The sequence below is a fragment of the Microvirga sp. TS319 genome (genome assembly GCF_041276405.1).
Classification (GTDB): Bacteria; Pseudomonadota; Alphaproteobacteria; order Rhizobiales; family Beijerinckiaceae; genus Microvirga.
Genome location: NZ_JBGGGT010000002.1, coordinates 3,388,035 through 3,412,820, shown reverse-complemented (window position 1 = coordinate 3,412,820; position 24,786 = coordinate 3,388,035). Strand labels below are relative to the sequence as shown.

Below are 24,786 nucleotides of genomic sequence, written 5' to 3'. Positions count from 1 at the left end.
CGCGAGGCCCGGCATTCTCAGAAAGCCGAGACGTGTCTTACCAGCTCGTGAGAACCGAGCCCTTGAACTGCTCGTCCACGAAGGCCTTCACTTCCGGCGAGTAATAGGAGTCGAGAAGCGCCTTCACCCAGGGCTTGCCCTTGTCCTCGGAGCGCACGGCGATGAGGTTCACATAAGGGCCCTTCGGATTCTCGCGGGCGATGGGGCCCTTGACCGGATCGAGGCCGCCGGCAGTGGCATAGTTGGTGTTGATGATGCCCGCATCCACGTCATCGAGCACGCGCGGTCCTTGTGCGGCTTCGATTTCGACGAACTTGATCTTCTTCGGGTTGTCCGTGACGTCCATCGGAGTGGGCTTGAATCCGACATTGTCCTTCAGCTTGATCAGGCCCTTGTCCTGCAGCAGCAGCAGCGCGCGGCCGCCATTGGTCGGATCGTTCGGGATCGAGATCGTCGCGCCGTTCGGCAGGGTATCGAGGCTCTTGTGCTTCTTCGAGTAGATGCCGATCGGGAAGTTCACGGTCGGGCCGACGCTCTCGATCTTGAAGCCGCGATCCGCCACCTGGTTGTCGAGATAGGGCTGGTTCTGGAACGAGTTCGCCTCGATGTCGCCGGCCGCGAGCGCCGCGTTCGGCACCACGTAGTCGGAGAACTCGACGATCTTGATATCGATGCCCTTCTTGGCCGCGATCGGCTTCACGGCTTCGAGGATCTGCGCGTGCGGGCCCGGCGTGACGCCGATGCGGATCGTTTGCGTCTGCGCGGCGGCTGGCAGGACGGCGAGCGAGAGAAGGGCAGCGAGGCCCAGTTTCTTCAGGGACATGCGGGTACTCCTTATTCGAGGTCCTGACAGAGACGGAAGATCAGCCGTGGCGGATGCGCTTGTTGAGATGCCGGGCGAGGCGGTCGCCGATGCTCTGCACGGCCTGCACGAGCACGATCAGCACCACGACCACGGCGAGCATCATTTCCGGCATGAAGCGCTGGTAGCCGTAGCGGATGCCGAGATCGCCGAGGCCGCCGCCGCCCACGGCGCCGACCATGGCGGAGAAGCCCAGAAGCGACACGATGGCGAGCGTGAGCCCGAGCACGATGCCGGGCAGGGCCTCGGGGATGAGGACCTTCAGGACGATCTGCAGCGGGCTCGCCCCGAAGGCGCGCGCCGCCTCCACGAGGCCCTGATCCACCTCGCGGATGGCGCCCTCGATGAGGCGTGCGATGAAGGGAGCCGCCGCGATCGTCAGCGGCACGATCGCCGCATTGGTGCCGATGGAGGTGCCCGCGATCAGGCGGGTGAAGGGAATGATCGCGACGACGAGAATGATGAACGGCGTCGAGCGCGTGGCGTTGACGATCACGCCGAGCACGCGGTTCACCCAGGGAGCCGCGAAGAGTTCGCCCTTGCCGCTGGTGGCGAGAAACACGCCGAGCGGGAGGCCGATAAGCGTGGCGATCAGCGCTGCGACGGCGACCATGTAGAGCGTTTCGCCGGTGGAATTGGCGATGAGGCGGATCATCTCAGGCGACATGGCCGAGGACCTCCGTGTCGAGACCGTGCTGTTTCAGGAATTCGAGCGTCGTCTGCGCCGAGGACTCGGGGACGCCGACCACGAGGGTGCCGAAGGGCCGGCCCGCGATCTCGTCCACCGCGCCGGACAGGATATTGGCCTCAATGCCCTGTTCCCGCGCGAGCCGCGCCAGGACGGGGTCCGTCGCATGAGGGCCGCGGAAACCGATGCGGATGACCGCCTGGCTGTGGGGCGAGGCCTCCGTCCGCAGGCGATTCTGCACGTAGGGCGGCAGCACCCGGCCGGCCTCGTCGCCCAGGAACGAGCGCGTCACTTCGTTCTGCGGACGGGTGAACACCTCGAACACGTCGCCCTGTTCGACGATGCGCCCGCCCTCGATCACCGCGACCTCACGGGCGATGCTGCGGATCACCGCCATCTCGTGGGTGATGAGAAGGATGGTGAGGCCCAGCTCCTCGTTGATGCGCGTGAGCAGGTCGAGGATCGACCGGGTGGTCTCCGGGTCGAGCGCGGAGGTCGCCTCGTCCGAGAGGAGCACCTTGGGCTTCGTGGCAAGCGCGCGGGCGATGCCGACGCGCTGCTTCTGGCCGCCCGACAATTCGGACGGATAGCGGTTGCGCTTGTCGGTCAGCCCGACGAGGGAGAGCAGCTCCTCGACCCGGTTCCTGATCTCCGCCTTGTCGTAGCCCGCCACCTCGAGGGGCAGCGCGATGTTGTCGGCCGCGGTGCGGGAGGAAAGCAGGTTGAAGTGCTGGAAGATCATGCCGATGGAGCGGCGGGCATGGCGCAGGGCGGATTCCGGAAGCGCCGCGATATTCGCGCCGTCCACGATGACTTTACCGGAGGTGGGCTTCTCCAACCCGTTCACCAGGCGTATGAGAGTAGACTTGCCGGCGCCAGAGCGGCCGATCACGCCGAGGATCGATCCCTGCGGCACGGCAAGGTCGATCTCGCGCAAGGCGGTGACGGGCTGGCCGTCGCGCCCCGGGAAGGTCTTCGAGATCTTCTCCAGGCGCACGATGGGCTCCGCCGGGATCAGGCGCTGGGACGGCTGATCGCCAAGATATGCGAGAGGGGCGTTCATAGGGTCGCCTTCGAGATCATCTTCAGGTTATCTCGATCCATGCGACATTGCGTTCGTTGTGTCAATCGTTTCGTATTTAATAACGAAAATAGCTGTCATAACGAAACACATATGTGGCCTGCCGAGCTGTGGGAGCTGCGTCGTTGTGGCAAAAGCCTGATAGGAATAGTGCCTTGTTTGCGCCACGAACGTCCTTGATTGGCAGCTCGCTTTCGCTCTACCCAAGTCATCATGTACCCAAGTAATCATGTCGGACGGCTGTTCCGGCCGAGGAGATTGCCCGAATGAACAGGCTGATTGCGTCGATCCGGCAGATCTGGCTTCTGACGTATCCGTTCTTCACGTCCAAGGACCCCACCACCCTGGATGTTTGGCTGCTTGGCCGTCTTCGCGTCCAGGTGCGCTGGGTCGCCCTTACGTTCCTGGCCGTCGTCATCGGGGCGGAATTCGCGAAGGTCGCGATCAACGTGCGGCTGTCCTACTTCAGCCGGGACTGGTTCAATGCCATCCAGGACAAGAATGAGGCCGAGTTCTGGCGTCAGCTCTTCATGGTGTTCAGCTTCTGGGCCGTCATCTACGTGACCGTGGCGATCTATCAATACGCAATCCGCTCGTACCTCACGATCCGGTGGCGAAGCTGGATGACCCAGCACTACATCGGAGCCTGGCTTGGCGAGCACAGCCATTACCGGATGCAGCTCGAGGGTCGAAACAGGACCGACAACCCGGACCAGCGCATCCAGGAGGACGTCCAGAACTTCACTCAGACGACATTCATTCTGTTCCTGGGAATTCTCTCGTCCGTTTCCACGCTCTTCTCGTTCGCATTCGTCCTCTGGAGCCTTTCCGCCGACTTCACGCTGCCCTTCACCGAAATACGGATTCCGGGCTTTCTCCTCTGGGGAGCCCTGTTGTATGCGGTGATAGGGACGTGGCTGACCCATGTGGTCGGTCGACCCTTGATCAGGCTGAATTTCGAGCAGCAGCGTTACGAGGCAGATTTCCGCTTCTCCCTGGCGCGCATCCGTGAATACGGTGAGCAGATTGCACTGCTCCGCGGCGAGCCGTCCGAGGCCGATCAACTGCGCGGCCGGTTCGGGAACGTCATCGGAAACTTCCTCCAGATCGTCAGCCGGACGAAGAAGCTCACGGCCCTGACCGCCGGCTATTCCCAGGTGAGCAACGTCATTCCCTATGTTCTCGTCGCACCGTATTATTTCGGCGGCAAGATCGCCCTGGGCGGGATGACCCAGACGGCCAGTGCGTTCGGGCAGGTTCAGTCATCGCTGTCGTTCTTCGTCGATGCCTACTCGACCCTTGCCGAATACAAGTCGGTCGTCGACCGTCTCACGAGCTTCGATGCGTCCGTCCATCATGTCCGCGATGCGCAGAGGCACGAGAGGCATGTCAGGCTCCAGCAGGGCGCCGGGCGCGACATGGAGCTGTCCGATCTCATGGTCGGCCTCCCGAACGGACAGATGCTGGTTCAGGTGGATCATCTCACGCTCCGTCAGGGCAACAGCGTGCTCCTGACCGGTCCGTCGGGAACGGGCAAGTCGACCCTCTTCCGGGCCATTTCGGGAATCTGGCCGTTCGGAGACGGGCGTGTGGTCCTGCCCCAGGGTCAGAGCATGATGCTGCTGCCGCAGCGGCCGTATCTTCCCATGGGCACCCTGCGCGAGGCGGTGTCCTATCCCTCCCAGAGGGATGCCTATAGCGATGCCACGATCGCCGAGGCCCTTCGGGCGGCCAAGCTTCCACAGATTGCCGACAAGCTCGACGAGGAGCGTGCCTGGGGCCAGACCCTCTCGCTGGGCGAGCAGCAGCGCCTGGCGGTCGCCCGCGCGCTTCTCGCCAAGCCCGACTGGCTGTTCCTGGACGAGGCCACGGCGGCGCTCGACGAGGCGACCGAGGCCGAGATCTATCAGATCCTCAAGGAGAAGCTGCCGCACACGACCCTGGTCTCCATCGGCCACCGCTCGACGCTCGCGGCGTTCCACGACCGGCGCCTCGACCTGAGGCGGGCGGAGGATGGCCTGTCCACGCCTGTCGACATGATGCAGCCGCAGCCGGCCGAGTAGGCGCGATAAGGACAGGCTGAGCCCGTCGTCCGCAAAACGAGTCCGGGGACGGCCTCGGCAGGAGGAGGTCGTTCCCGTCGGCTCTTTCCCGCCAGCTCCAGAGCACCGAACCCAAAAGTGGATTTGCACTTTTGGGATCGCTCCGATGTTCCCTTCTTGGAAAGAGCGCATCGTGCGAAAAACCGGGGCCACTTTTTCGCACGATGCGCTAGGAACCGCACATGAAAAAGGCCGGCGCATGCGCCGGCCTTTTCGTTCGGATCGGGAGCTTAATCTTAAAGCGAGCGCTCGAGAACGAGATCGCCGGTCTGGCTCTTGATGATCAGGTTGCGGCCCTGGATGTCCCACTTGCCGGAGGTGCGCAGCGCCATGAGGAAGGCGTGCTCGGTGGCCATGGCGGCCTTGTCGCAGCTCTTCTTCGTCACGGCGAAGGGCGCGACGGCCAGGCCCTGGTCGCGAAGCGGATAGGCCGTGGTGGAATAGGTGTTGCAGCCCCCGAAGCCGGTGGCACGCATCTGGTCGTCGAGCCGGAAGCTCGGACGTTCGCCGCCGAACGGCTTGCCGTTCAGGCTCACGGCCACCCAGGAGGAGCCGAGGGGGAAGATCTTGCCGCTGGCGCCCGGCTGCGGAACCTTGGTATCCACCTGACGGGTCGGACCCGCGGGCCGGCCGAGCGTTGCCGCCGTCTGCGCCTCGGCCACGGAAACCTGGGCTGCGGAAACGGTGGCGAAGGCCGCCAGAAGTGCTGCAAGCCGAAGGGCGTTCATCGGAACCTCTTCATCGTAAAAAAATTCGCCGGAACCATAAGGGGACTTGCCCCTGGAGGCAACGTCCCGAGCGATATTGTCCTATGGCCCTGATATCACGGACAAGCTGAAGCCTCGGTGAAGAACCGCCAGGTCGCGACCGTCAGCCGATCCGCTTCAGGAGCCGCTCCGTCAGCGCATTGGTGGGGCGGAACAGGTAGTCGAAGGGACGCACGGTGATGTCCTGCGCCCCGATGCCCTGCAGGGCCCCCACGATGTCGAACATCGCGGCGGCGCGGCAATGGAGCACGATCTCCCGGCCAAGCGCATTGCCATAGGGCAGGGTGGCGTCGAAGTCCCGCGCGAGGGCCGCGAGGGCAGGAGCCTTGGCCGGATCGAGCGCGGCGCGGATCTCGCGGCTGTTGCGCGCCTCCTCCTCGGCCGCGATGCGCGTGAGCACGGCGGTGGCGGCGGCGCGCGCCCGGTCGGACCAGGGCGCGCGGGTGGAGGCGGCGAGATTGGCCTCCGAGCGCAGCATCACGCCGTCGTCCAGGATCTTCAGGGCATTCGCCGCAAGGGTGGCGCCCGTCGTGGTGATGTCCACGATCAGCTCCGCCGAGCCTGCGCCCGGTGCCCCTTCGGTCGCACCGAGGCTCTCGACGATCCGGTAATCGGCGACGCCCTTCTCGGCGAAGAAGCGGCGGGTGAGATTCACGTATTTCGTGGCCACCCGCATCTTGCGGCCGTGGCGGGCGCGAAGATCGGCCGCGACCTCGTCGAGATCGGCCATGCCGCGCACGTCGATCCAGGCTTGCGGCACGGCCACCACCACATTGGCGTGGCCGAAGCCGAGGGGGGTGAGCAGCTCGACGGCGTCATCCGCATCCGCGATCTGCTCGCGGATCAGGTCCTCGCCCGTGATGCCGAGATGGACCGCTCCCGAGGCGAGCTGCGTCACGATCTCGGAAGCGGACAGGAACGCCACCTCCACGTCGGGCACGCCCCTGAGCGTGCCGCGATAGTCGCGCGCGCCCCGCGACTGGGAGAAGACCAGGCCGGAACGGGCGAAGAACGCCGCCGCGTTCTCCTGCAGGCGGCCCTTGGAAGGCACCGCCAGAATGAGGGGGGAAACGGTCATCAGGGCCTCTGCGCGATACGGTCGAGCCAGAAGGAGCAGCCCACCGCCGGGATCGGGCTGTCGGCTCCGAGATGCTCCAGCAGGCGGTCGTAGCGCCCGCCGCCGACGACGGGCTTGCCGTCGCTGCGGCGAGGGTCCTGCACCTCGAAGATGAAGCCGGTATAATAGTCGATGTTGCGCGCGAAAGTGGCGGCGAACGAGAAGGAGCCGACATCGAGGCCCCGCGCGGCCATGAACCCGGTGCGCTCCTCGAGGAGGCCGATGGCCGGGCCGAGATCGAGCCCCGCGTCCCCGGCGAGCATCCGCACCGCATCCGCCGCCTGGTCCGGATCGCCTTCGATCGTGAGATAGCGCTCCAGAACCTGCCGGGCCTCCTCCGACAGGCCGGAGCGGTTTGCCGCGCGGGCCAGGAAGCGCTCGGCGATCTCCCCCGCGCTGCGGCCGCCGACGCTGGCAATGCCCGCGATCGAGAGAATGTCCTCCACGAAGGCCTTCGCGGCCTGCGGGGCCTGGCCCTCGATGGCGGCGAGAAGGCCCGCGTGTTCCTGGCTGCCCGGCCCCTCGGTCTCGGAGAGGCTCGCGAGGCCCTGGCCGGACACGATGGCCCGGATCACGCGGCGCTTCGCGGCGGGTGCGACGCCGAGGGCGTCGATGAGAGCATGGAGCAGCCCCATGTCGCCGATCTTCACGGCCGGGGCCGGGGCTCCGAACAGGGCCAGGCCTTCCAGGGCGAGCCCGAGGATCTCCGCATCGGCCGCGGCGGCATCGGCCCGGCCGATGGATTCGAGGCCCGCCTGGAGGAACTCGCCGCTTTCGCCCGGCCGCATTCGGAAGACGGGGCCGCCATAGGCGTAGCCCGAGGGCTGGGCTCCCCGATGGGAAAGATGCTGGAGGCAGACCGGAATGGTGTATTCGGGCCTGAGACACAGCTCCGCGCCAGAGGCATCCTGCGTCACGAACATGCGCCGCCGGATGTCCTCGCCCGAAAGATCGATGAACACGTCTGCAGGCTGCAGAACCGGCGGTTCGACCCGCGCATAGCCCTCGCGCTCGAAAAGCGCGATCAGCGCGACAATGGCATCGGTCTCCGTCACTGGCTTCGCCTAATCCTTCTGTCCGGCATGCTCTCTAGCGCATCGTGCGAAAAAGTGGACCCGGTTTTTCGCAGGAACGATGCGCTCCTTCCAAGAAGGGAGCATCGGGTGCAATCCCAAAAGTGCAGATCCACTTTTGAGACCGATGCTCTAGCAACGCTTGGCCGGGAACGCGACCGTTTTCAGTGGGAAGGGTGAACGGAGGAGATCGGGTGGGCCGTCATGGCCATGACGTCATGGCCTTTCTCGTCATGGCCGGACCTGATCCGGCCATCCACGCCTTGAGAAGCTCGGCGCCTCAGAGACATGGATCCCCGGGCAAGCCCGGGAATGACGAGGGAGAGCGTCGTTCGGAACCGTGTGAGCGGGCGATCACTCCTTGTGGGGCGTATCGCCCTTGGCCTTCGACGTCTTGCGCTTGCTGTGATCGCTGGAACGGTGGACGTATTTCACCTTCCTGCCATCGCCCTCGGTCTTGGCGTGCGCGTCGTCTTCCTCCGCTGCGCCGGTGATGCGGGCCGGCAGGAACTGGCGGGCGGCCTCCGTGACGACCCCGGCTACGGCGCCGGCGGCGGTCTGGGTCAGGTCCGCGCCGTGAGAGCCCGCACTGGCCGCGGCGGCGCCGGCCTTCTTGGCGGTACGGGTTTTCGTGAGGGCGGCGGCGGCCGCGCCTGCGGCCGCGATCAACGCATCCGCCAGGATCTCACGGCCGAGATCCGAGTTGATCAGATCCATCAGGCCCGACTTCCGGGCCTTCTTGGCCAGCTTCGTGCCGGTGCTCTTCTTGTCGCCGCTCTTCTTCTCTTTGCTCTTGGCCTTCGCCATAGGTGTCTCCTGATAGTCAAGCTTCAGAAGACAACCCCAAGGAAAGCGTGGGAGTTCCCGGCAGGCCGGGCCTTACCCGAAATGCCGGCCCAGAACCTCGCGGACGGCGTCCACCAACTTGTCTTCCGCCACGGAGAACTGAGCGGGGCGGGCCGATTTCCACTCCGCATTGGAGGCGATGGCCTGGGCCGCCTTGGCGCCCTCGATCAGGTCCTTGATCTCCACCTCGCCGCGGTCGCGCTCGTTGGAGCCCTGGATGATGACGCAGGGGCTCTGGCGGCGGTCGGCGTATTTCATCTGCGCCTTCATGCCAGACGAGCCGAGATAGAGCTCGGAGCGGATGCCCGCCCGGCGCAGGGCGGAGACCATGCGCTGGTAGGCGGCGATCTGATCCTTGTCCATGACGAGCACCACCACCGGGCCGGGCCTGTCGGCGCCGGAAACGATGGGGCTCCTGATCATCTGGAGCGCCGAGAGCAGGCGCGAGACGCCGATGGAGAAGCCCGTCGCCGGAACCGGCTCGGAGCGGAAACGGCCGACGAGGCCGTCGTAGCGCCCGCCGCCGCCGACGGAGCCGAACCGAACCGGGCGCCCGTCCTCGTCCTGCACCTGGAAGGTCAGCTCCGCCTCGTAGACGGGGCCGGTGTAGTATTCGAGGCCGCGCACGACGGAGGGATCGATGATCACGCGGTCCTCGTAGCCGGAGGCGGCCACGAGGGCTGCGATCTCGGCAAGCTCGTCGGCGCCTTCGAGGCCTCTGGCCGAAGAGCCCACGACCTGGCGCAGGTTCTCGACCGTCGCGGCGTTGCTCTCGCCCTTGGCCGACGTGAAGGCGAGAACGCGCTCGATGGCGTCGGGGGACAGCTGGGCCCCCTTGGTGAAGTCGCCGCTCTCGTCCTTGCGGCCCGCGCCCAGAAGCTGGCTCACGCCCTCGGGCCCGAGGCGGTCGAGCTTGTCGATGGCGCGCAGCACGGTGAGGCGCTGGCCGGCTTGTGTCTCGCCGCCGAGACCGATGGCCTCGAGGACGCCGTCGAGAACCTTGCGGTTGTTGACCTTGATCAGGTAATCGCCGCGCTTCAGCCCGAGCCTTTCCAGCGTATCGGCGGCCATCATGCAGATCTCGGCATCCGCCGCGACGGAGGCCGAGCCCACCGTATCCGCGTCGAACTGCATGAACTGGCGGAAGCGGCCCGGCCCGGGCTTCTCGTTACGGAAGACCCAGCCCACGCGGTAGCTGCGGTAGGGCTTGGGGAGCGCGTCGAAGTTCTCGGCCACGTAGCGGGCGAGCGGCGCCGTCAGGTCGTAGCGCAGCGACAGCCACTGCTCGTCGTCGTCCTGGAACGAGAACACGCCCTCGTTCGGGCGGTCCTGGTCGGGGAGGAACTTGCCCAGCGCGTCCGTGTACTCGACGAAGGGCGTCTCGACGCCCTCGAAGCCGTAAAGCTCATAAGAATCGCGGATCGCCGCGAGCATGCGCTCGGTGGCGGACAAATCGGCGGGGGTGCGGTCGGCAAAGCCGCGCGGCGCGCGGGCCTTGATCTTGTCGGCCTTGGACATGGGTGCAAACAACAGCCGTTATCGAGGAAAAACGTGCTTGCGTCCTAACCCGTGCGGGCAAGAGGGGCAAGGGTAGATGCGGTTAGAACCTCGGACGTGAAAAGTGGATTTGCTCCTTTTGGGAATCCCTCCGATGATCCCTTCTTAGATGAGCGCATCGATTGTGCGGACCCGGAGGGCCGCGTCAGCGAAAACCGGGGCCACTTCTCCGCATGATGCGCTAGCGCGGCACGGAGCCGATCCGGCCCGGATCCTGCGACCAGTAAATCAGGATCGGGTGCCCGATCACATTGGTTATCGGAACGGTGCCGAAGGCGCGGCTGTCCGATGAATTGTTCCGGTTGTCCCCCATCACAAAGACCTCGCCCTCAGGCACGTCAACGGCTTTCGTTGTGCCGTAAGAAGTCCCGCCCCCGGCACGCTCGATGATCCGATAGCTGTTCCCCTCAGGAAGAGTTTCTTCATATTGACGCACCTCGATGCGCCGACCGTCGGCATCGTCGATCACATCGTCGTTCACCTGCTCGCGCGGGACCATTGTGCCATTGATGGAGAGGCGACCCCAGGCCATCTGCACCCGATCGCCCGGCAGGCCGACAACGCGCTTGATCCAGATGACGGGATGGGCGGCCTCGATGTGAAAGCGGAAGAAGACGAGATCGCCCCGCTTCAGTCTGGGTGTTTGCCAAGCATGCATGGCTCCCAGGACATAGTCCCCCGGATTGAGGGCAGGGGTCATGGATCCGGCGGGAACGGCAAAGGTCTGAAACTTCGCCGGTCCCCATGAACGAAGCCAGATTGCGCCCGTGCCGATCAGGAAAAAGCCCGCGGCGAAGAGACAATAGAGTGCGAGAGCCAGAAGTCCGAGGTCGGAATTCGAGAACATTCGCCTTTTGATGCCGACGGGCATGGAGGCCACCATTCGATTTTGAAACATTGTTCTATCGAATGGTGAAGGCGGGGAGCAAGGCTTGATCAAGAAACCATGCTCCACAAAACGTCATGGCCGGATCACGATCATTCGGGGATGACATGTCGTTGGCGGCTCGCGACGCCTGAGCGGTCATCGTCGCCCTCAAGAACGACTGTCGCGGCGAAGCCTAAGAGCCGTTTTCGATAGCCGCCAAGGAACTGCGGGCAGAGCGCTCCGCAAGGGCAAGCCCCGCGTCAGCCTGTCATGCCATGGGCTTCGTAGCCCGCGGCATCGAGAGCGCGGGCGACGTCGATGCTTTGCGCATGGGTGACGACATGAACGCGGCCGTGGTCCAGGTCCACATCGACCTGGGCGCCGGGATCGAGGCGCTGGATCGCCTTGGTGACCGCGTTGACGCAGCCCTGACAGGTCATGCCGTCGACCTGCATCAGAAGGTCCTTGCGGGGTTCTTCCATCGGGGTCTCCTTCTCGCGCCACGCGCCCGGAAGCGGAAGCGTGGCAAAGTTGTTGTCTATTGTTGGAATGCAGCGCTTGTGGCCTGGGACTCTTTTCGTCCACCATCGCGGCATTGCTGATTCGCCGATTTTCGCCGAACCAGGGGAGCGGGGGCACCCATGGTGACCGAGAAGGTCCATATCGATAAGGAGCAGCGAGCGAAATCGTTCGCTCTCGGGCTCGCAAGTCTTGCCATGGCGGGAGCGGCCGTCGGGTTCCTGCCAGCGGCTGCGATCCTGCCGCTGGTGACGTTCCTCGGCATCGCGGCTTCCGCGGGCTTCGTCCTGGCCTGGAAAAGGGCCGACGAGGCTTTCGCCGCCGCCCGGCTTGCGCGGGACGACCTTGCTTATGTGAGCGCCCGGCTCGCCAAGCTCGAAGGACTCGTGAAATCCGCCCCTGGGGCGACACCCGCCCTGCGCACGACCATGGCGGAAGTGACCGGGACCGTGGGCCTGCTCGGGGGCGTGGTGCGCGAGCTGGCAAAGAACGTCGCGACCCAGCATCGGGACGTCGCCGAGCTGAAGGGCCACCTGAAGGCCGCTCCGACATTCGAGGGCGACCGACAGGAGGGCCGGCAGGAGAGCTGGGAAGAGGGCCGTCCGGAGAGGGTGGCTCCCGTCCTGCTGCCCCAGACCGCTCCTCATGCCGCCGCGGCGGATCGGCCGGTTCCGCAGCCGGTTCCGCAGCCCATGCCCCGCAAGCCGGAGGAAGAGATCCGCCGGATGCGGCAGATCATGCAGGCCTTCGAGGCGGATGGAATCGAGCTGCACCTGCAGCCCATCGTGGGGCTTCCCCAGCGCAGGATCCGCTTCTACGAGGCCCTGGCGCGCCTGCGCCTTGCGGACGGGACGCTTCTCGGGCCGTCGGAGTTTCTCGGCGTCCTCGAGCGCATGGGCCGCGCGCCCGAATTCGACCGCAGGGTCCTGAGCCGCGCGATGGCGGTGGCCCACCACCTCCTCGCCAAGGGCAGCGAGGCGATCATCTGCATGAACCTGACGCCCCATGCCGTGCGGGAGCCGGGCTTCCTCTGGTCTCTGATGGGGATCCTGGACACCGCGCACGAGGTCCTGGGCCGGGTCGTCCTCGAATTCCCGCAGGAATGCTGGCGCGATCTCGATGCCGACCGGCGGGAGGCTCTGGCCGCCCTGCGGTCCAAGGGCGTTCCTCTTTCCCTCGACACGGCGACCGATCTCCGCTTCGACGCCCGGGATCTCGCCGATCTGGGCGTACGCTTCCTGAAGCTGCCGGCGGAGCTGCTGGCGGCCGCCGGGCGCGACGAGAGCCATCGCCTGGGGCCGGAACTCGGCGTGCGCGATTTCGCTTCGGCCTTGCGCCGCGAGGGCATCAAGCTGGTGGCCGAGCACGTGGAGGACGAGGAGATGGTGCCGGTTCTGGCCGATCTCGGCGTGCCGCTGGCGCAGGGCTTCGCGTTTTCCCCGCCGCGGGCGGTCAGGGCCGAGGTGCTGGCCGCGGCTGCCGCCCGCCAGGCTTCCCCGGAGGGACCCCAGTCCCGCCTGCAGCGTGCCGGATGAGCCGAACCGGTTGACTTGAGAGCCGCAAGGGCCTACCCGCCCGGTTTCCTTACCAGCGAGATCCCATGACCGTCTCTTCCCGTCCCGCTCTCGTCGAGGGCCTGAAATCTCTCGCCGAGAATTACGACCTCATCCTGTGTGACGTCTGGGGCGTGCTGCACAATGGCGTAAAGGCCTATGAGGCCGCGGGCGATGCGCTCACGCGCTTCCGCGCCAAGGGCGGACGCGTCGTTCTCGTCTCCAACGCTCCGCGCCCGGGCTATTCGGTCGGCACGCAGCTCGACGGCTTCAAGGTTCCGCGCACGGCCTATGACGCCATCGTCACCTCGGGCGACCTGACGCGGCTTGCCATCGAAGAGCGGATCGACAAGATCGTGCATCACATTGGCCCGCCCCGGGACATGCCGATCTACGACGGTCTCAACGTGCGTTTCGGCTCCATCTCTGAGGCGGAGTACGTGGTCTGCACCGGTTTCGACGACGACGAGCGCGAGACCGTCGAGAACTACCGCGAGCGCCTCGAAGCCATGCGCCGCCGCGATCTTCTCATGGTCTGCGCCAATCCCGATCTCATCGTGGAGCGCGGCCATATGATCCTGCCCTGCGCCGGCACGATCGCGCTCGCCTACGAGGAGATGGGCGGGGCGGTGTTCTATGCCGGAAAGCCGCACGCGCCGGTCTATGAGCGGGCGCTCGCCGTGGCGTCGGGATTGGGCCACCATTCCATTCCGAAGGCGCGCATCCTGGCCGTGGGCGACGCCATCCGGACGGATATCGCCGGAGCGTCCGGGTTCGGCATCGATTCCCTGATGGTGGCGCGCGGCATCCACGCGGAGGAGCTCGGCCTTCACAAGGGCGATCTCGTCTCCGACCATGTGCAGGATTGGGCCGACCGTCAGCCCGTCATGCCGACCGCCATCACGGATGTGCTGTCCTGGGAAGCCTGAGAGGATCCTTGACGCTGCAGCCGGTTGAGGTAGAGACCCGCTTCATGCCCTCCGATAAAGCTCTCACACCGGTCCCGTCCTCCTTCGCGGTCTGCCGCGACGGGGACCCCGTGCCCGGGACGCTCAAGGGGGCCGTGGCGGCGATCGGTAATTTCGACGGCGTGCATCGCGGGCATCGGCACCTGCTCGAAATGGCCCTGCGCTCCGGCCGTCCGGCGGCGGCCGTCACCTTCGAGCCGCATCCACGCCTCTTCTTCCAGCCGGACAGGCCGCTGTTCCGGCTGACTCCGGAACCGGTCAAGCTTGAGATCTTCGCGCGCCTCGGCCTGGCCGGGGCTTTCGTGCTCCGCTTCGACCAGAGGCTCGCCGCCCTCGGTCCGGAGGAGTTCGTCGACCTTCTGGCCCGGGATCTCGGCCTCTCCGGCGTCGTCATCGGCCACGATTTCCATTTCGGGCGCGGACGCGAGGGAACTCCGGAGCGGATGAACGACCTGTGCCGGAACCGGGGCCTTGATTGCTTCATCGCCCCCGCCGTCGTGGAAGGGACGGAGCCCGTCTCCTCCAGCGCGATCCGCGCAGCCCTGGAGGCGGGCGACATCGCACGGGCCAACGCGCTCCTGGGCTACCGCTGGTTCGTCCGCGCCCAGGTCCGGCACGGAGACAAGCGGGGCAGGGAACTCGGCTATCCGACGGCCAACATGCGTCTTCCCGACGATTGCCGGTTGCGCCACGGCATCTATGCCGTGCGGGCGTCGGTGGAGGGCCGGCCGGTCGACGGAGTCGCCAGCTTCGGCCGGCGCCCCACCTTCGACAACGGCGCGCCCCTGCTGGAAACGCACCTCTTCGATTTCGAAGGTGATCTCTACGGCCGGACGTTCGACGTGGAGTTCGTCGGTTGGATCCGCGGCGAGGAGCGCTTCGAAACGATCGAGGCGCTAATCGCGCAGATGGACCGGGATTCGGACGCGGCCAGGCGGATCTTGAAGGACGACCCGGCCCCGTCGATGATCGGTTAGGCGAGCACGTCCCCCTCGGGAGCGCCCCGGCCGAGTTCGTCCGGCAGCGGATCGCCTTCCGCTACGAAGCGCAGCGAGACCGAATTCATGCAATAGCGCTCGCCGGTCGGGGGCGGGCCGTCCGGGAAGACGTGGCCGAGATGGCCTTCGCAGCGGGCGCAGCGGATTTCCGTGCGGACCATGCCGTAGCTCGTGTCGCGCACGAAGGCGATGTGGCTCCGGTCGATGGGATTGAAGAAGCTCGGCCAGCCGGTTCCGGATTCGAATTTCGTGCCTGACTTGAAGAGCGGCAGCCCGCAGAGGCGGCAGCAATAGGTGCCCTTCTCCTTGGCCTCGTTGAAGATGCCGCAGAAGGGACGTTCCGTGCCGTGGTCAAGGAGAACGCGGCGCTCTTCGTCGTCGAGATCGTCCACGAGCCTGCGCAATTCGTCGGACGAGGGGGGCGTCAGGTCGAAGCCCGCGTCGGAGCGCCTGCCTCGCGTGGTGGTCATGTCTGCCATGGGTCAATCCTAACCTGGTGGGCTTGGTGTCGATCTAGCGCATCGTGCGGAAAAGTGGACCCGGTTTTGCGCTCGCAACGATGCGCTCTTCTAGGAGAGAGCAGCGGATTGATCCCAAAAGTGGATTCCACTTCCCGTGTCCGATGCTCTGGCCCCTAAGATAGGGAGCGCAGGCGCAAATCACCACGCTTTATTATCCTCCCCGGCGCTGCTAAAAGGCTCCCATGCCCATGGATTTTCAGGCTCAAGCCCCGGCCCTTGTCCGGCCCTCGCGAATTATCGGCCCGGCCCTCGCGTAATCCGCGAAGGTCCGGGATCTTTGCCGTTCGCCTCACATACAGCCTGAATGAGCCCCGGGATCAGGGGCCGCTTGGATCGATTGACCGTCATGACCGACAGACCTGAGAGCGCCGCTCGCGACTATTCCGAAACCCTTTTCCTGCCTCAGACCGAGTTTCCGATGCGGGCAGGGCTGCCCCAGCGCGAGCCGATCCTCCTGGAGCGCTGGAACGAGATGAAGCTCTACGAGCGCCTGCGCGAGGTCCAGAAGGGCCGGACGCGCTTCGTGCTGCACGACGGGCCTCCCTATGCCAACGGCAACATCCATATCGGCCACGCCCTCAACAAGATCCTGAAGGACCTGATCGTCCGCTCGCAGGGAATGCTCGGCTTCGACTCCAACTATGTGCCGGGCTGGGACTGCCACGGCCTTCCCATCGAGTGGAAGATCGAGGAGGAATACCGGGCCAAGGGCAAGAACAAGGACGAGGTGCCGATCGTCGAGTTCCGCCGCGAATGCCGCGCCTTCGCGGAGAAGTGGATCGATGTCCAGCGCGAGGAGTTCAAGCGCCTCGGCGTCGGCGGCGACTGGGCGCATCCCTACCTCACCATGTCCTACGACGCGGAAGCGCAGATCGCCCGCGAGATCATCAAGTTCGCGACGAGCGACCAGCTCTATCGCGGCTCGAAGCCGGTCATGTGGTCCTCGGTCGAGAGGACCGCTCTCGCCGAGGCCGAGGTGGAATATCACGAGAAGACCTCGACCACGATCTGGGTGAAGTTCAAGGTCACCAATACGCTCGACGCCGATCTCGAGGGCGCATCGGTCGTGATCTGGACCACCACGCCCTGGACGATCCCGGCGAACCGCGCCATCGCCTATGGCGAGACCATCGCCTACGGCCTCTACACGGTGACGGAAGCCGCCGAGGACAACTGGGCGCGGGTCGGCGACCGCCTGATCGTGGCCGACAAGCTCGCGGCCGACGTGTTCAAGGCCGCGCGCGTCGCCGGCTACGAGCGCATCAAGGACGTGCTGCCGGTGATGATCGAGCGCTGCGCGCATCCGTTCCGAGGCCTGGAGGGCGCAAACGGCTACTGGGACTTCGCGGTACCGGTGCTGCCAGCCGATTACGTCACCGACGATGCGGGCACGGGCTTCGTGCACACCGCCCCGGGCCACGGCGCGGACGACTACAACACGTATGTGAAGCATCGCGACGTGTTCGCCGCCTGCGGCACGAAAGAGGTGCCGCACACGGTAGCGCCCGACTCGTCCTATTTCCCCGACGTGCCGTTCTTTGCCGGCGAGCGCATCTACGACGACAAGGGCAAGGACGCGGGCGCGAACGAAGCGGTGATCAGGAAACTCGTGGAAGTCGGCGCGCTGATCGCGCGCGGCCGCCTGAAGCATCAGTATCCGCATTCGTGGCGCTCCAAGGGTCCGCTCATCTTCCGCAATACGCCGCAATGGTTCATCTCGATGGACAAGCCGCTCGACGCTCACGGCGATACCCTTCGCCAGCGCGCGCTCAACGGCATCGAGAGCGTGCAATGGGTGCCGGAATCGGGCGAGAACCGCATCACGGGCATGATCGCCAACCGTCCCGACTGGGTGGTGTCGCGCCAGCGCGCCTGGGGCGTTCCGATCGCGGTCTTCGTAAAGAAGGGCACCAACGAGATCCTGAAGGACGAGCGTGTGAACGAGGCCATCGCCGAGGCCTTCGAGAAGGAAGGCGCGGATGCGTGGTATGCGGATGACGGTTCGCGATTCCTGAAAGCGGGCGGCTACGATCTGAACGAATTCGAGAAGGTGAACGACATTCTCGACGTGTGGTTCGATTCCGGCTGCACGCACGCCTTCGCGCTGGAGAAGCGCCCGGACCTGCAGGTTCGTCGCAAGGTCGACGGGGGCCCCGACCGCGTCATGTATCTCGAAGGGTCGGATCAGCATCGCGGCTGGTTTCACTCGTCGCTGCTCGAGAGCTGCGGCACGCGCGGCCGCGCGCCTTACGACATCGTGGTGACGCACGGCTTCACGCTCGACGAGCAGGGCCGCAAGATGTCCAAATCTCTGGGCAACACGGTCGCCCCGCAGGCGATTATCAAGGAATACGGCGCCGACATCCTGCGCCTGTGGACGGCTTCGGTCGATTACTGGGACGACCAGCGCATCGGGCCCGAGATCATCAAGACGACGGCGGAAACGTACCGCAAGCTGCGCAATACGATCCGCTGGATGCTGGGTTCGCTCGCCCATTTCCGCGAAGCGGACAAGGTCGCGTTCGGCGCGATGCCGGAGCTGGAGCGCTTCGTGCTGCATCGTCTCGTGGAGCTCGATGGCGAGATGCGCGAGGCCTACGCGAACTACGACTACAAGCGCGTCGTGGCCCTCCTCAACTCGTTCATGACCACGGACCTGTCGGCGTTCTACTTCGACGTTCGCAAGGACACGCTCTACTGCGATCCCATCTCGAGCGTCGCGCGCAAGAGCGCGCTGACCGTGATCGACCAGACCTTCCGCTGCGTGGTGGCCTGGATCGCGCCGATCCTCGCCTTCACGGCCGAGGAGGCGTGGCTCGCGCGCTTCCCGAATGCGGAATCCGTGCATCTGGAGACGTTCCCGCAGGTGCAGCCCGAATGGCGCAACGACGCGCTGGCAGAGCGCTGGGCGAAGGTGCGCCGCGTGCGCCGCGTCGTCACCGGCGCGCTGGAGATCGAGCGCGCGCAGAAGCGCATCGGCGCGAGCCTGGAGGCGGCTCCCCTCGTGATCATCGCCGACCAGGGCCTCTTCGAGGCCGTGCAGGGACTCGACATGGCCGAGATCTGCATCACCTCGGCCATCCAGGTGGTGCAGGGCGAGGGGCCCGCGGAGGCGTTCCGGCTCGAGGACGTAAAGGGCGTGGCCGTGGTGCCGGAACTCGCCCAAGGCCGCAAATGCGCCCGCTCCTGGAAAGTCACGCCCGAGGTGGGCAGCGATCCGGATTACCCGGACGTGACGCCACGGGATGCGGAAGCCCTTCGTGAGTGGGACCGGCTGAAGGCGGCTGCCGAATGATCAACGACGAAAACTCCCAGGCGCCGGCTTCGAGCGCTCCCTCCTCGGCGGCGCAGCGCTCCCGCGCGGCGGCCAAACCCCGCGTCTCCAGGGGCGGCGGCCGCACGGCCCGGAACGGGCTTTCAGTGGCGCCGATCCTGGGATTTTCATTGGCCTTGATCACCCTGATCCTCGATCAGGCCACGAAGATCTACGCCTATCGGGTTCTCGATCTGCCGATCAACGAGCCCATCGTGCTGACCCCGTTCCTCAAGCTGATCGTGGTCTGGAATCGCGGCATCTCCTACGGTCTCTTCCAGCAGGACGGGGATCTCGGGCGCTGGGTCCTGATCATCGTCTCGATTCTGGCCGCCATCGGCTTGTCCGTCTGGATCCGACGCACCAGGGCGAAGCTCCTGGCGGCGTCCCTCGGGCTGATCGTGGGCGGGGCGATCGGCAACGTCATCGACCGGCTGTGGTACGGAGCCGTGTTCGATTTCATCCAGTTCCATGTCGGGGACTGGTCCTGGTACGTTTTCAACGTGGCCGATGCGGCCATCGTTGCGGGTGTCATTGGATTGCTTTATGACTCCTTCGTTCTGGAAGGGCGACGGGGCCGGTAACCCCGTCTGTCTGTCAAGCTGCCATATGTTCGCCCAAAAGAGCGATCAGGCGTTCCAGACATAACGAGACACAATGGTGGGTGTGCCATGAAGGGAATGAGAATTTTTGGCTTCGCGGGGGCGCTGGCGCTCCTGGTGGCCGCATCCTCCGCTTTGGCGCAGGAGGGCGAGGCCGTGAAGAGCCTGCTCGGCAGCATCGGCATCATTCCCAAGGAGAAAGATCCTATCATCTACAATGAGCGCGCGCCTCTGGTGCTGCCGCCCAAGATGGATCTCCCGCCTCCGGTGGCGTCGCACGGCGCCGAGGCCACCAACGCCAACTGGCCGAAGGACCCGGACGTGGCGGCCCGCCGCAAGGCCGCGAAGGAAGCCAAGACGCCCTACACGGAATCCGAGCTCTACAAGCTCAGCGAAGGCAAGCGGCTGTCCATCGAAGAGATCCGCGCCGGCCGCAATCCCAACAGCCGCGACTCCCTTCCGCAGCCTTCCGGAGGCTGGGGCAAGGAAAACAGCCGCATGACGCCGGACGAGTTGCGCGCGTTCGGAACGAACCAGAAGGCGGAGCTCCAAGGAGACGGCCTGGAGCGCCGTTATCTGAGCGATCCGCCGGCCAATCTCCTGAAGGCCGCGCCCGGTGCGCCTCTCAAGGCATCCGCCGATCCGAAGCCAACGGGGGACCCCGACAGCGCGCAGGCTTTCATCCAGCAACAGCAGCAGCGCAGGTAGTACCGCACCGCATCTTTTCCTTCATTTTCAGGCGAACGGGTTTCACCCGCTTCGCCTGAAAACGTTCTAGGGACCTCGCAAAGCCAAGCCTGCTTGAGGTCCGCAGGCGCAAAACCATGTCGCACCGAAAGGTGTCCTGCCTCGCTTGCTTGCGTCCCCGATTAGACTATCCCGTAGGAATCACCCTACGAAACGTTTTGATGCTTCCAAGGTTGAACCATTATGAAGACTGCCTCCAAGCCCATCCTCAGAGCCGACGCCTCGTCCTTCGGGCGCACGGAAGGCAGCGGCCCGAATCTGTCCTCCTTCACCCTGGACAACGGCCTCGATGTCGTGGTGATTCCCGATCATCGCGCGCCCGTCGCGACGCATATGGTGTGGTATCGCAACGGTTCGGCCGATGATCCGATCGGGCAATCGGGCATCGCGCATTTCCTTGAGCACCTGATGTTCAAGGGCACGGAGAAACACCCGGCGGGTGAGTTCTCGAAAGTGGTGTCCGGCCTCGGCGGCCAGGAGAACGCCTTCACGTCGTTCGACTACACTGCGTATTTCCAGCGCGTCGCGCGCGAGAACCTGAAGGTCATGATGGAGTTCGAATCGGACCGCATGACCAATCTGCTGCTCGAGGAATCAGTGATCGGCCCCGAGCGCGACGTGGTGCTGGAAGAGCGCCGCATGCGCGTGGAGACCGATCCGTCCGCGCAGCTGTCCGAGGCGATGGCCGCTTCACTCTTCGTGCACCACCCTTACGGCATTCCGATCATCGGCTGGATGCACGAGATCGAGACGCTCAACCGGGAGCATGCGCTTGATTACTACAAGCGCTTCTATACGCCCGAGAACGCCATTCTGGTCGTAGCTGGCGACGTCACGGCCGACGAGGTCCGTCGTCTCGCGGATGCCACCTACGGCCGTATCGGCCCGCAGGGCAAGCGCCCGGTGCGCGTGCGCCCGCGCGAGCCCGAGCCGGTGGCGGCGCGCCATATCACGGTGGCCGATCCGAAGGTCGAGCAGCCGACGCTGCAGCGGCTGTACCTCGTGCCGTCCTGCCGCACGGCGACGCATCGCGACTGCTATGCGCTCGAGCTTCTCGCCGAGGTGATCGGCGGCGGCCCCACATCCTATCTCTACCGCAAGCTCGTGATGGAGCGCGGCGTCGCGGTGAATGCCGGCGCGTGGTACATGTCCTCCGCCATGGAGGACACGCGCTTCTGCGTCTACGCGGTTCCGGCCGAAGGCGTCTCCCTGTCCGCGCTCGAAGAGGCGGTGGACGCGGTGCTGAAGACCATTCCCGCCGAGGCGCTCGATTCCGATTCCATCGAGCGCGCCAAGACCCGTCTCGTGGCCGAGACGATCTATTCCACTGACAGCCAGTCATCGCTCGCACGCATCTACGGTTCGGCTCTCGCCATCGGAGAGACGATCGAGGACGTGCGCCGCTGGCCCGTGGAAATCGAAACCGTGCTCAAGGAGGATCTCGCTTCCGCCGCCGAGCGCTATCTCGTCGCCCGCCGCTCCGTGACGGGCTATCTGCAGAAGTCGGCATCCTGACCGCCTGCCTGAGATTCGAGGGAAAGATGACCGCTTCCATTGAAACCCTGTCCTCGTCCCCCACGACCGTGAAGGCCCTGACCTCCGCGGCCGGCGTCGAGGCCTGGCACGTCGAATCAGACGTGGTCCCGCTGATTGCCGTCTCCTTCATTTTCGAAGGCGGCTCCGCGCATGATCCGGCCGACAAGCCGGGTGTGGCGCAAATGCTGGCGCGCCTGCTCGACGAGGGCGCGGGCGAGTACGATTCCGACGCCTTTCAGGAGCGCCTCGCCGCGCGTGCGATCGAGCTGTCCTTCAACGCGGGCAACGACGCGATCGGCGGCTCGCTGAAGACGCTCGTGAAGCATGCGGACGAAGCCTTCGAGCTTTTGCGGCTCGCCCTCGTCGAACCGCGCTTCGACCAGGACGCCATCGAGCGCGTGCGCGCTCAGACCATCGCGGGCCTGCGCTACCAGCAGAATGATCCGGGCGTCATGGCGACACGCCGCTTCTTCGAGGAGGGTTTTGCGGGCCATCCTTATGGGCGCCCCACCTCGGGCACGCCCGAGAGCGTGGCGGCGATTACGCGGGACGACCTCATGGCGATGCATCGCGCCATGATCGCGCGCGGCCGCGTGAAGATCGCCGTCGTCGGCGCCATTTCGGCCGACAATCTCTCGGCGCTGCTCGACAACGTCTTCGGTGCGCTGCCCGAGGCGAAGCCGCTCTCCGTCATCGAGACGGCATCCCTCCAGAAGGTCGGCTCGCGCATCCTCGTCGACATCGACGTGCCGCAATCCGTCATCCGGTTCGGCACGCCCGGCATCGCGTGGCGCGATCCAGGATTCATCCCCGCCTACGTGCTGAACCACATCTTCGGCGGCGGTTCCTTCACGTCGCGCCTTTTCCAGGAGGTGCGCGAGAAGCGCGGCCTCGCCTACAGCGTCGGCACCTCGCTCGTCAGTTATCGCGCCGCCACCATGACCTGGGGCTATACCGCCACCAAGAACGAGCGCGTGGTGGAATGCCTCGATGTGATCGGGAGCGAAATGGCGCGTCTCAAGGAGGAAGGTCCCTCCGACGAGGAGTTGCAGAAGGCGAAGGATTACCTCATCGGCTCCTATGCTCTCGGTTTCGACACCTCGACGAAGATCGCCCATACCCTCGCGCAGATCGCGTTCGAGGACCTCGGGATCGACTATATCGGGCGTCGCAACCCATTAGTGGCCGCGGTCACGCAGGCCGATATCCGCAAGGCGGCCGACCGCATCTTCGGCGACGGCAGGATGCTGACCGTCATCGCGGGACGCCCGACGGGGCTTTAGACCTGCCTGTCCTACAGCGTCGGACGCGACGTCGAACTCACGTCCGATGCTCTAGCGGGCCATCGGCTCTCTTTCTGAGTGTGCCGTGGACCTTGGCGTAGGCGAAATGTTATACTGCAAATGAATACGTCGGGCTCTCCCTCCATGGAGCCCGGACGGATCGAGCGAGCGCCCGCTTTTGCCGTCCGAGGGGACAAGCCTCTAGCCGACCACCCTGTCCGGCCCTAAAGTTTCGCTTTCCTATGAAACGAGTCGGAGAGTACCCGCATGGCCCTGCAGCAATCGATTGATCTCGCCCTGGCATCCACCATCGGGGAGGGCGGTCTTTCGCAGGGGGCGCTCGAGGCGGCCCTCGCGACCGTTGGCAAGGCCATGGAGCGGCTGTCGGAGGACGATGCGTCGGGCCGCCTGCCCCTGCTCCATATGCCGCGCGCGACGGACGATCTCGCCTCCATCAAGGAGGCGGCCGCCCGGCTGCGCCTGGACGCGACGGACGTGGTGTTCCTCGGCACCGGCGGTTCGAGCCTGGGTGGGCAGACCCTCGCTCAGCTGAAGGACTACGCGGTGCCGGGAGCCGGGCGTTTCACGGAAAGTCCGCGGGTTCACTTCCTCGACAATCTCGACCCAATCACCTTCGACCACGTGCTGCACAAGCTGCCTTTGTCGTCGACGCGCTTCGTGGCGATCTCGAAGTCGGGCGGCACGGGCGAGACCCTGATGCAGACCATCGCGGTCCTGTCCGCCCTCGACAAGGCGGGCCTGAAGGCCATGCCCAAGGATGTGATCCTGGGCCTCTCCGAGCCGCGAAAGGACGGCGGCAGGAACGCTCTGCGCGACCTCCTTGAGCCGGAGGGCGTGCGTTTCCTGGAACATCATACGGGCATCGGCGGGCGCTATTCCGTGCTCACCAATGTGGGCCTTCTGCCCGCAGCCGTCCTCGGCCTCGACATCGCGGCGATTCGCCAGGGCGCTGCCGACGCCTATGAACCCTTCCGCAACGGTAGTGCCGCCAAGGATGCGCCGGCGGCCCTCGGCGCCGCGCTCAACGTGGCTGCCGCTCAAGAGGGCAAAGGCATCGCCGTCACCATGGCCTATGCGGATCGCCTGGAGCGCTTCACCCGCTGGTGGGTGCAGCTCTGGGCCGAGAGCATCGGCAAGGACGGCAACGGCACGCAGCCGGTGGCCGCCATCGGTCCGGTGGATCAGCACAGCCAGCTCCAGCTCTATCTCGCCGGTCCCAACGACAAGCTCTTCACCATCATGACCACGGACGTGGCCGGCAAGGGCCCGCTCATGGACGAGAAGCTCGCCAAGCGCGCCGGAGAGGCGGGCTTCGGGGGCAAACGCATCGGCGATCTGGTGGCCGCCCAGGGCCGCGCAACCGCCGATACGCTCGCCCGGAACGGCCGCCCGACACGGCGCATCCACATCGAGAAGCTCGACGAGCGCACCGTGGGCGAACTGCTGATGCATTCCATGCTGGAGACGATCCTCACCGGCTATGCGCTTGGCGTCGATCCGTTCGACCAGCCGGCGGTGGAGGAGGGCAAGATCCTCGCCAAGCAGTACCTGGCGCAGGGGTGAAGGCCTCATGCCCGGCCTTGCCGGGCATCGACGCTTCTGACCGCATGACCTCCAAGACGTGGATGGCCGCACCGGATGCGGCCATGACGATGGGAGGCGATGTCGAGGGGCGGGGCGGCCGTGGCGGCACAGGATGGCGCGTCCGAACCGTTCAATCGTCAGGGGAATAACGTCGCGGCTGCTGGCGTTGGAAATCCTCGC

General features: G+C 65.6%; 21 protein-coding genes. 10 read left to right on the top strand and 11 right to left on the bottom strand.

Features of this window, described 5'->3' with window-relative positions:
• Positions 1-37: 37 nt before the first annotated feature.
• The 3 genes from AB8841_RS25550 to AB8841_RS25540 are packed head-to-tail and all read right to left on the bottom strand — an operon-like array spanning position 38 to position 2,613.
• Positions 38-823, bottom strand: coding sequence for a MetQ/NlpA family ABC transporter substrate-binding protein (locus AB8841_RS25550; protein ID WP_370438564.1), 786 nt, complete (start codon positions 821-823; stop codon positions 38-40).
• 40 nt (positions 824-863) lie between these two features.
• A complete protein-coding gene (locus AB8841_RS25545; protein ID WP_370438563.1) occupies positions 864-1,529 on the bottom strand; it encodes a methionine ABC transporter permease in 666 nt (221 codons plus the stop codon).
• On the bottom strand, positions 1,519-2,613 hold the full coding sequence (locus AB8841_RS25540) for a methionine ABC transporter ATP-binding protein (protein WP_370438562.1): 1,095 nt from the start codon (positions 2,611-2,613) through the stop codon (positions 1,519-1,521). The genes AB8841_RS25545 and AB8841_RS25540 overlap by 11 nt, the downstream gene beginning before the upstream one ends.
• A gap of 284 nt (positions 2,614-2,897) precedes the next feature.
• Between AB8841_RS25540 and AB8841_RS25535 the strand changes: the two genes are divergently transcribed.
• Complete coding sequence (locus AB8841_RS25535) at positions 2,898-4,694, top strand: ABC transporter ATP-binding protein/permease (RefSeq protein WP_370438561.1); 1,797 nt, start codon at positions 2,898-2,900, stop codon at positions 4,692-4,694.
• Between the two features lie 275 nt (positions 4,695-4,969).
• Here the strand turns inward: AB8841_RS25535 and AB8841_RS25530 are convergent, their stop codons facing one another.
• The 7 genes from AB8841_RS25530 to AB8841_RS25500 form a co-directional block, all read right to left on the bottom strand.
• Positions 4,970-5,461 carry an META domain-containing protein gene (locus AB8841_RS25530; RefSeq protein ID WP_370438560.1) on the bottom strand — a complete coding sequence of 164 codons (492 nt, stop codon included), beginning with the start codon at positions 5,459-5,461 and terminating at the stop codon, positions 4,970-4,972.
• A 142-nt stretch (positions 5,462-5,603) separates the two neighbouring features.
• Positions 5,604-6,578 carry an ATP phosphoribosyltransferase gene (gene hisG, locus AB8841_RS25525; protein ID WP_370438559.1) on the bottom strand — a complete coding sequence of 325 codons (975 nt, stop codon included), beginning with the start codon at positions 6,576-6,578 and terminating at the stop codon, positions 5,604-5,606.
• Positions 6,578-7,672 carry an ATP phosphoribosyltransferase regulatory subunit gene (locus tag AB8841_RS25520; RefSeq protein ID WP_370438558.1) on the bottom strand — a complete coding sequence of 365 codons (1,095 nt, stop codon included), beginning with the start codon at positions 7,670-7,672 and terminating at the stop codon, positions 6,578-6,580. Before AB8841_RS25520 ends, hisG begins: the two co-directional genes overlap by 1 nt.
• A 372-nt stretch (positions 7,673-8,044) precedes the next feature.
• On the bottom strand, positions 8,045-8,497 hold the full coding sequence (locus tag AB8841_RS25515) for a hypothetical protein (RefSeq protein WP_370438557.1): 453 nt from the start codon (positions 8,495-8,497) through the stop codon (positions 8,045-8,047).
• A 72-nt stretch (positions 8,498-8,569) separates the two neighbouring features.
• Positions 8,570-10,054, bottom strand: a complete 1,485-nt coding sequence (hisS, locus tag AB8841_RS25510) for a histidine--tRNA ligase (RefSeq protein WP_370438556.1) — start codon at positions 10,052-10,054, stop codon at positions 8,570-8,572.
• 220 nt (positions 10,055-10,274) lie between these two features.
• Complete coding sequence (gene lepB / locus AB8841_RS25505) at positions 10,275-10,964, bottom strand: signal peptidase I (protein WP_370438555.1); 690 nt, start codon at positions 10,962-10,964, stop codon at positions 10,275-10,277.
• Between the two features lie 257 nt (positions 10,965-11,221).
• Positions 11,222-11,443 carry a heavy-metal-associated domain-containing protein gene (locus AB8841_RS25500; protein WP_370438554.1) on the bottom strand — a complete coding sequence of 74 codons (222 nt, stop codon included), beginning with the start codon at positions 11,441-11,443 and terminating at the stop codon, positions 11,222-11,224.
• A gap of 159 nt (positions 11,444-11,602) precedes the next feature.
• On the opposite strand from AB8841_RS25500, the gene AB8841_RS25495 reads away from it, so the two are divergent.
• The 3 genes from AB8841_RS25495 (at position 11,603) to AB8841_RS25485 (ending at position 14,978) form a co-directional block, all read left to right on the top strand.
• Positions 11,603-13,015: an EAL domain-containing protein gene (locus tag AB8841_RS25495; protein ID WP_370438553.1), complete on the top strand. Its 1,413-nt coding sequence runs from the start codon at positions 11,603-11,605 to the stop codon at positions 13,013-13,015.
• Between the two features lie 65 nt (positions 13,016-13,080).
• Complete coding sequence (locus AB8841_RS25490; protein ID WP_370438552.1) at positions 13,081-13,962, top strand: TIGR01459 family HAD-type hydrolase; 882 nt, start codon at positions 13,081-13,083, stop codon at positions 13,960-13,962.
• Positions 13,963-14,006: 44 nt separating this feature from the next.
• On the top strand, positions 14,007-14,978 hold the full coding sequence (locus tag AB8841_RS25485) for a bifunctional riboflavin kinase/FAD synthetase (RefSeq protein ID WP_370438551.1): 972 nt from the start codon (positions 14,007-14,009) through the stop codon (positions 14,976-14,978).
• On the opposite strand, the gene msrB is transcribed toward AB8841_RS25485, so the two are convergent.
• On the bottom strand, positions 14,975-15,478 hold the full coding sequence (gene msrB / locus AB8841_RS25480; RefSeq protein ID WP_370438550.1) for a peptide-methionine (R)-S-oxide reductase MsrB: 504 nt from the start codon (positions 15,476-15,478) through the stop codon (positions 14,975-14,977). The two genes, AB8841_RS25485 and msrB, sit on opposite strands and share 4 nt — an antisense overlap.
• 388 nt (positions 15,479-15,866) lie before the next feature.
• Here msrB and ileS point away from each other — a divergent pair, with 388 nt between their 5' ends.
• The 6 genes from ileS (at position 15,867) to AB8841_RS25450 (ending at position 24,585) form a co-directional block, all read left to right on the top strand.
• A complete protein-coding gene (gene ileS / locus AB8841_RS25475) occupies positions 15,867-18,815 on the top strand; it encodes an isoleucine--tRNA ligase (RefSeq protein WP_370438549.1) in 2,949 nt (982 codons plus the stop codon).
• A gap of 125 nt (positions 18,816-18,940) precedes the next feature.
• Positions 18,941-19,417: a signal peptidase II gene (lspA, locus tag AB8841_RS25470; RefSeq protein ID WP_370439366.1), complete on the top strand. Its 477-nt coding sequence runs from the start codon at positions 18,941-18,943 to the stop codon at positions 19,415-19,417.
• A gap of 96 nt (positions 19,418-19,513) precedes the next feature.
• Positions 19,514-20,143 (top strand): hypothetical protein, encoded by a 630-nt coding sequence (locus AB8841_RS25465; protein WP_370438548.1) that lies wholly within the window; start codon positions 19,514-19,516, stop codon positions 20,141-20,143.
• A gap of 222 nt (positions 20,144-20,365) precedes the next feature.
• Complete coding sequence (locus AB8841_RS25460; RefSeq protein ID WP_370438547.1) at positions 20,366-21,697, top strand: M16 family metallopeptidase; 1,332 nt, start codon at positions 20,366-20,368, stop codon at positions 21,695-21,697.
• 26 nt (positions 21,698-21,723) lie between these two features.
• Entirely contained in the window at positions 21,724-23,001 is a 1,278-nt protein-coding gene (locus AB8841_RS25455; protein WP_370438546.1) for a M16 family metallopeptidase, read from the top strand.
• A 267-nt stretch (positions 23,002-23,268) separates the two neighbouring features.
• Positions 23,269-24,585, top strand: a complete 1,317-nt coding sequence (locus AB8841_RS25450; RefSeq protein WP_370438545.1) for a glucose-6-phosphate isomerase — start codon at positions 23,269-23,271, stop codon at positions 24,583-24,585.
• Positions 24,586-24,786: the final 201 nt, after the last annotated feature.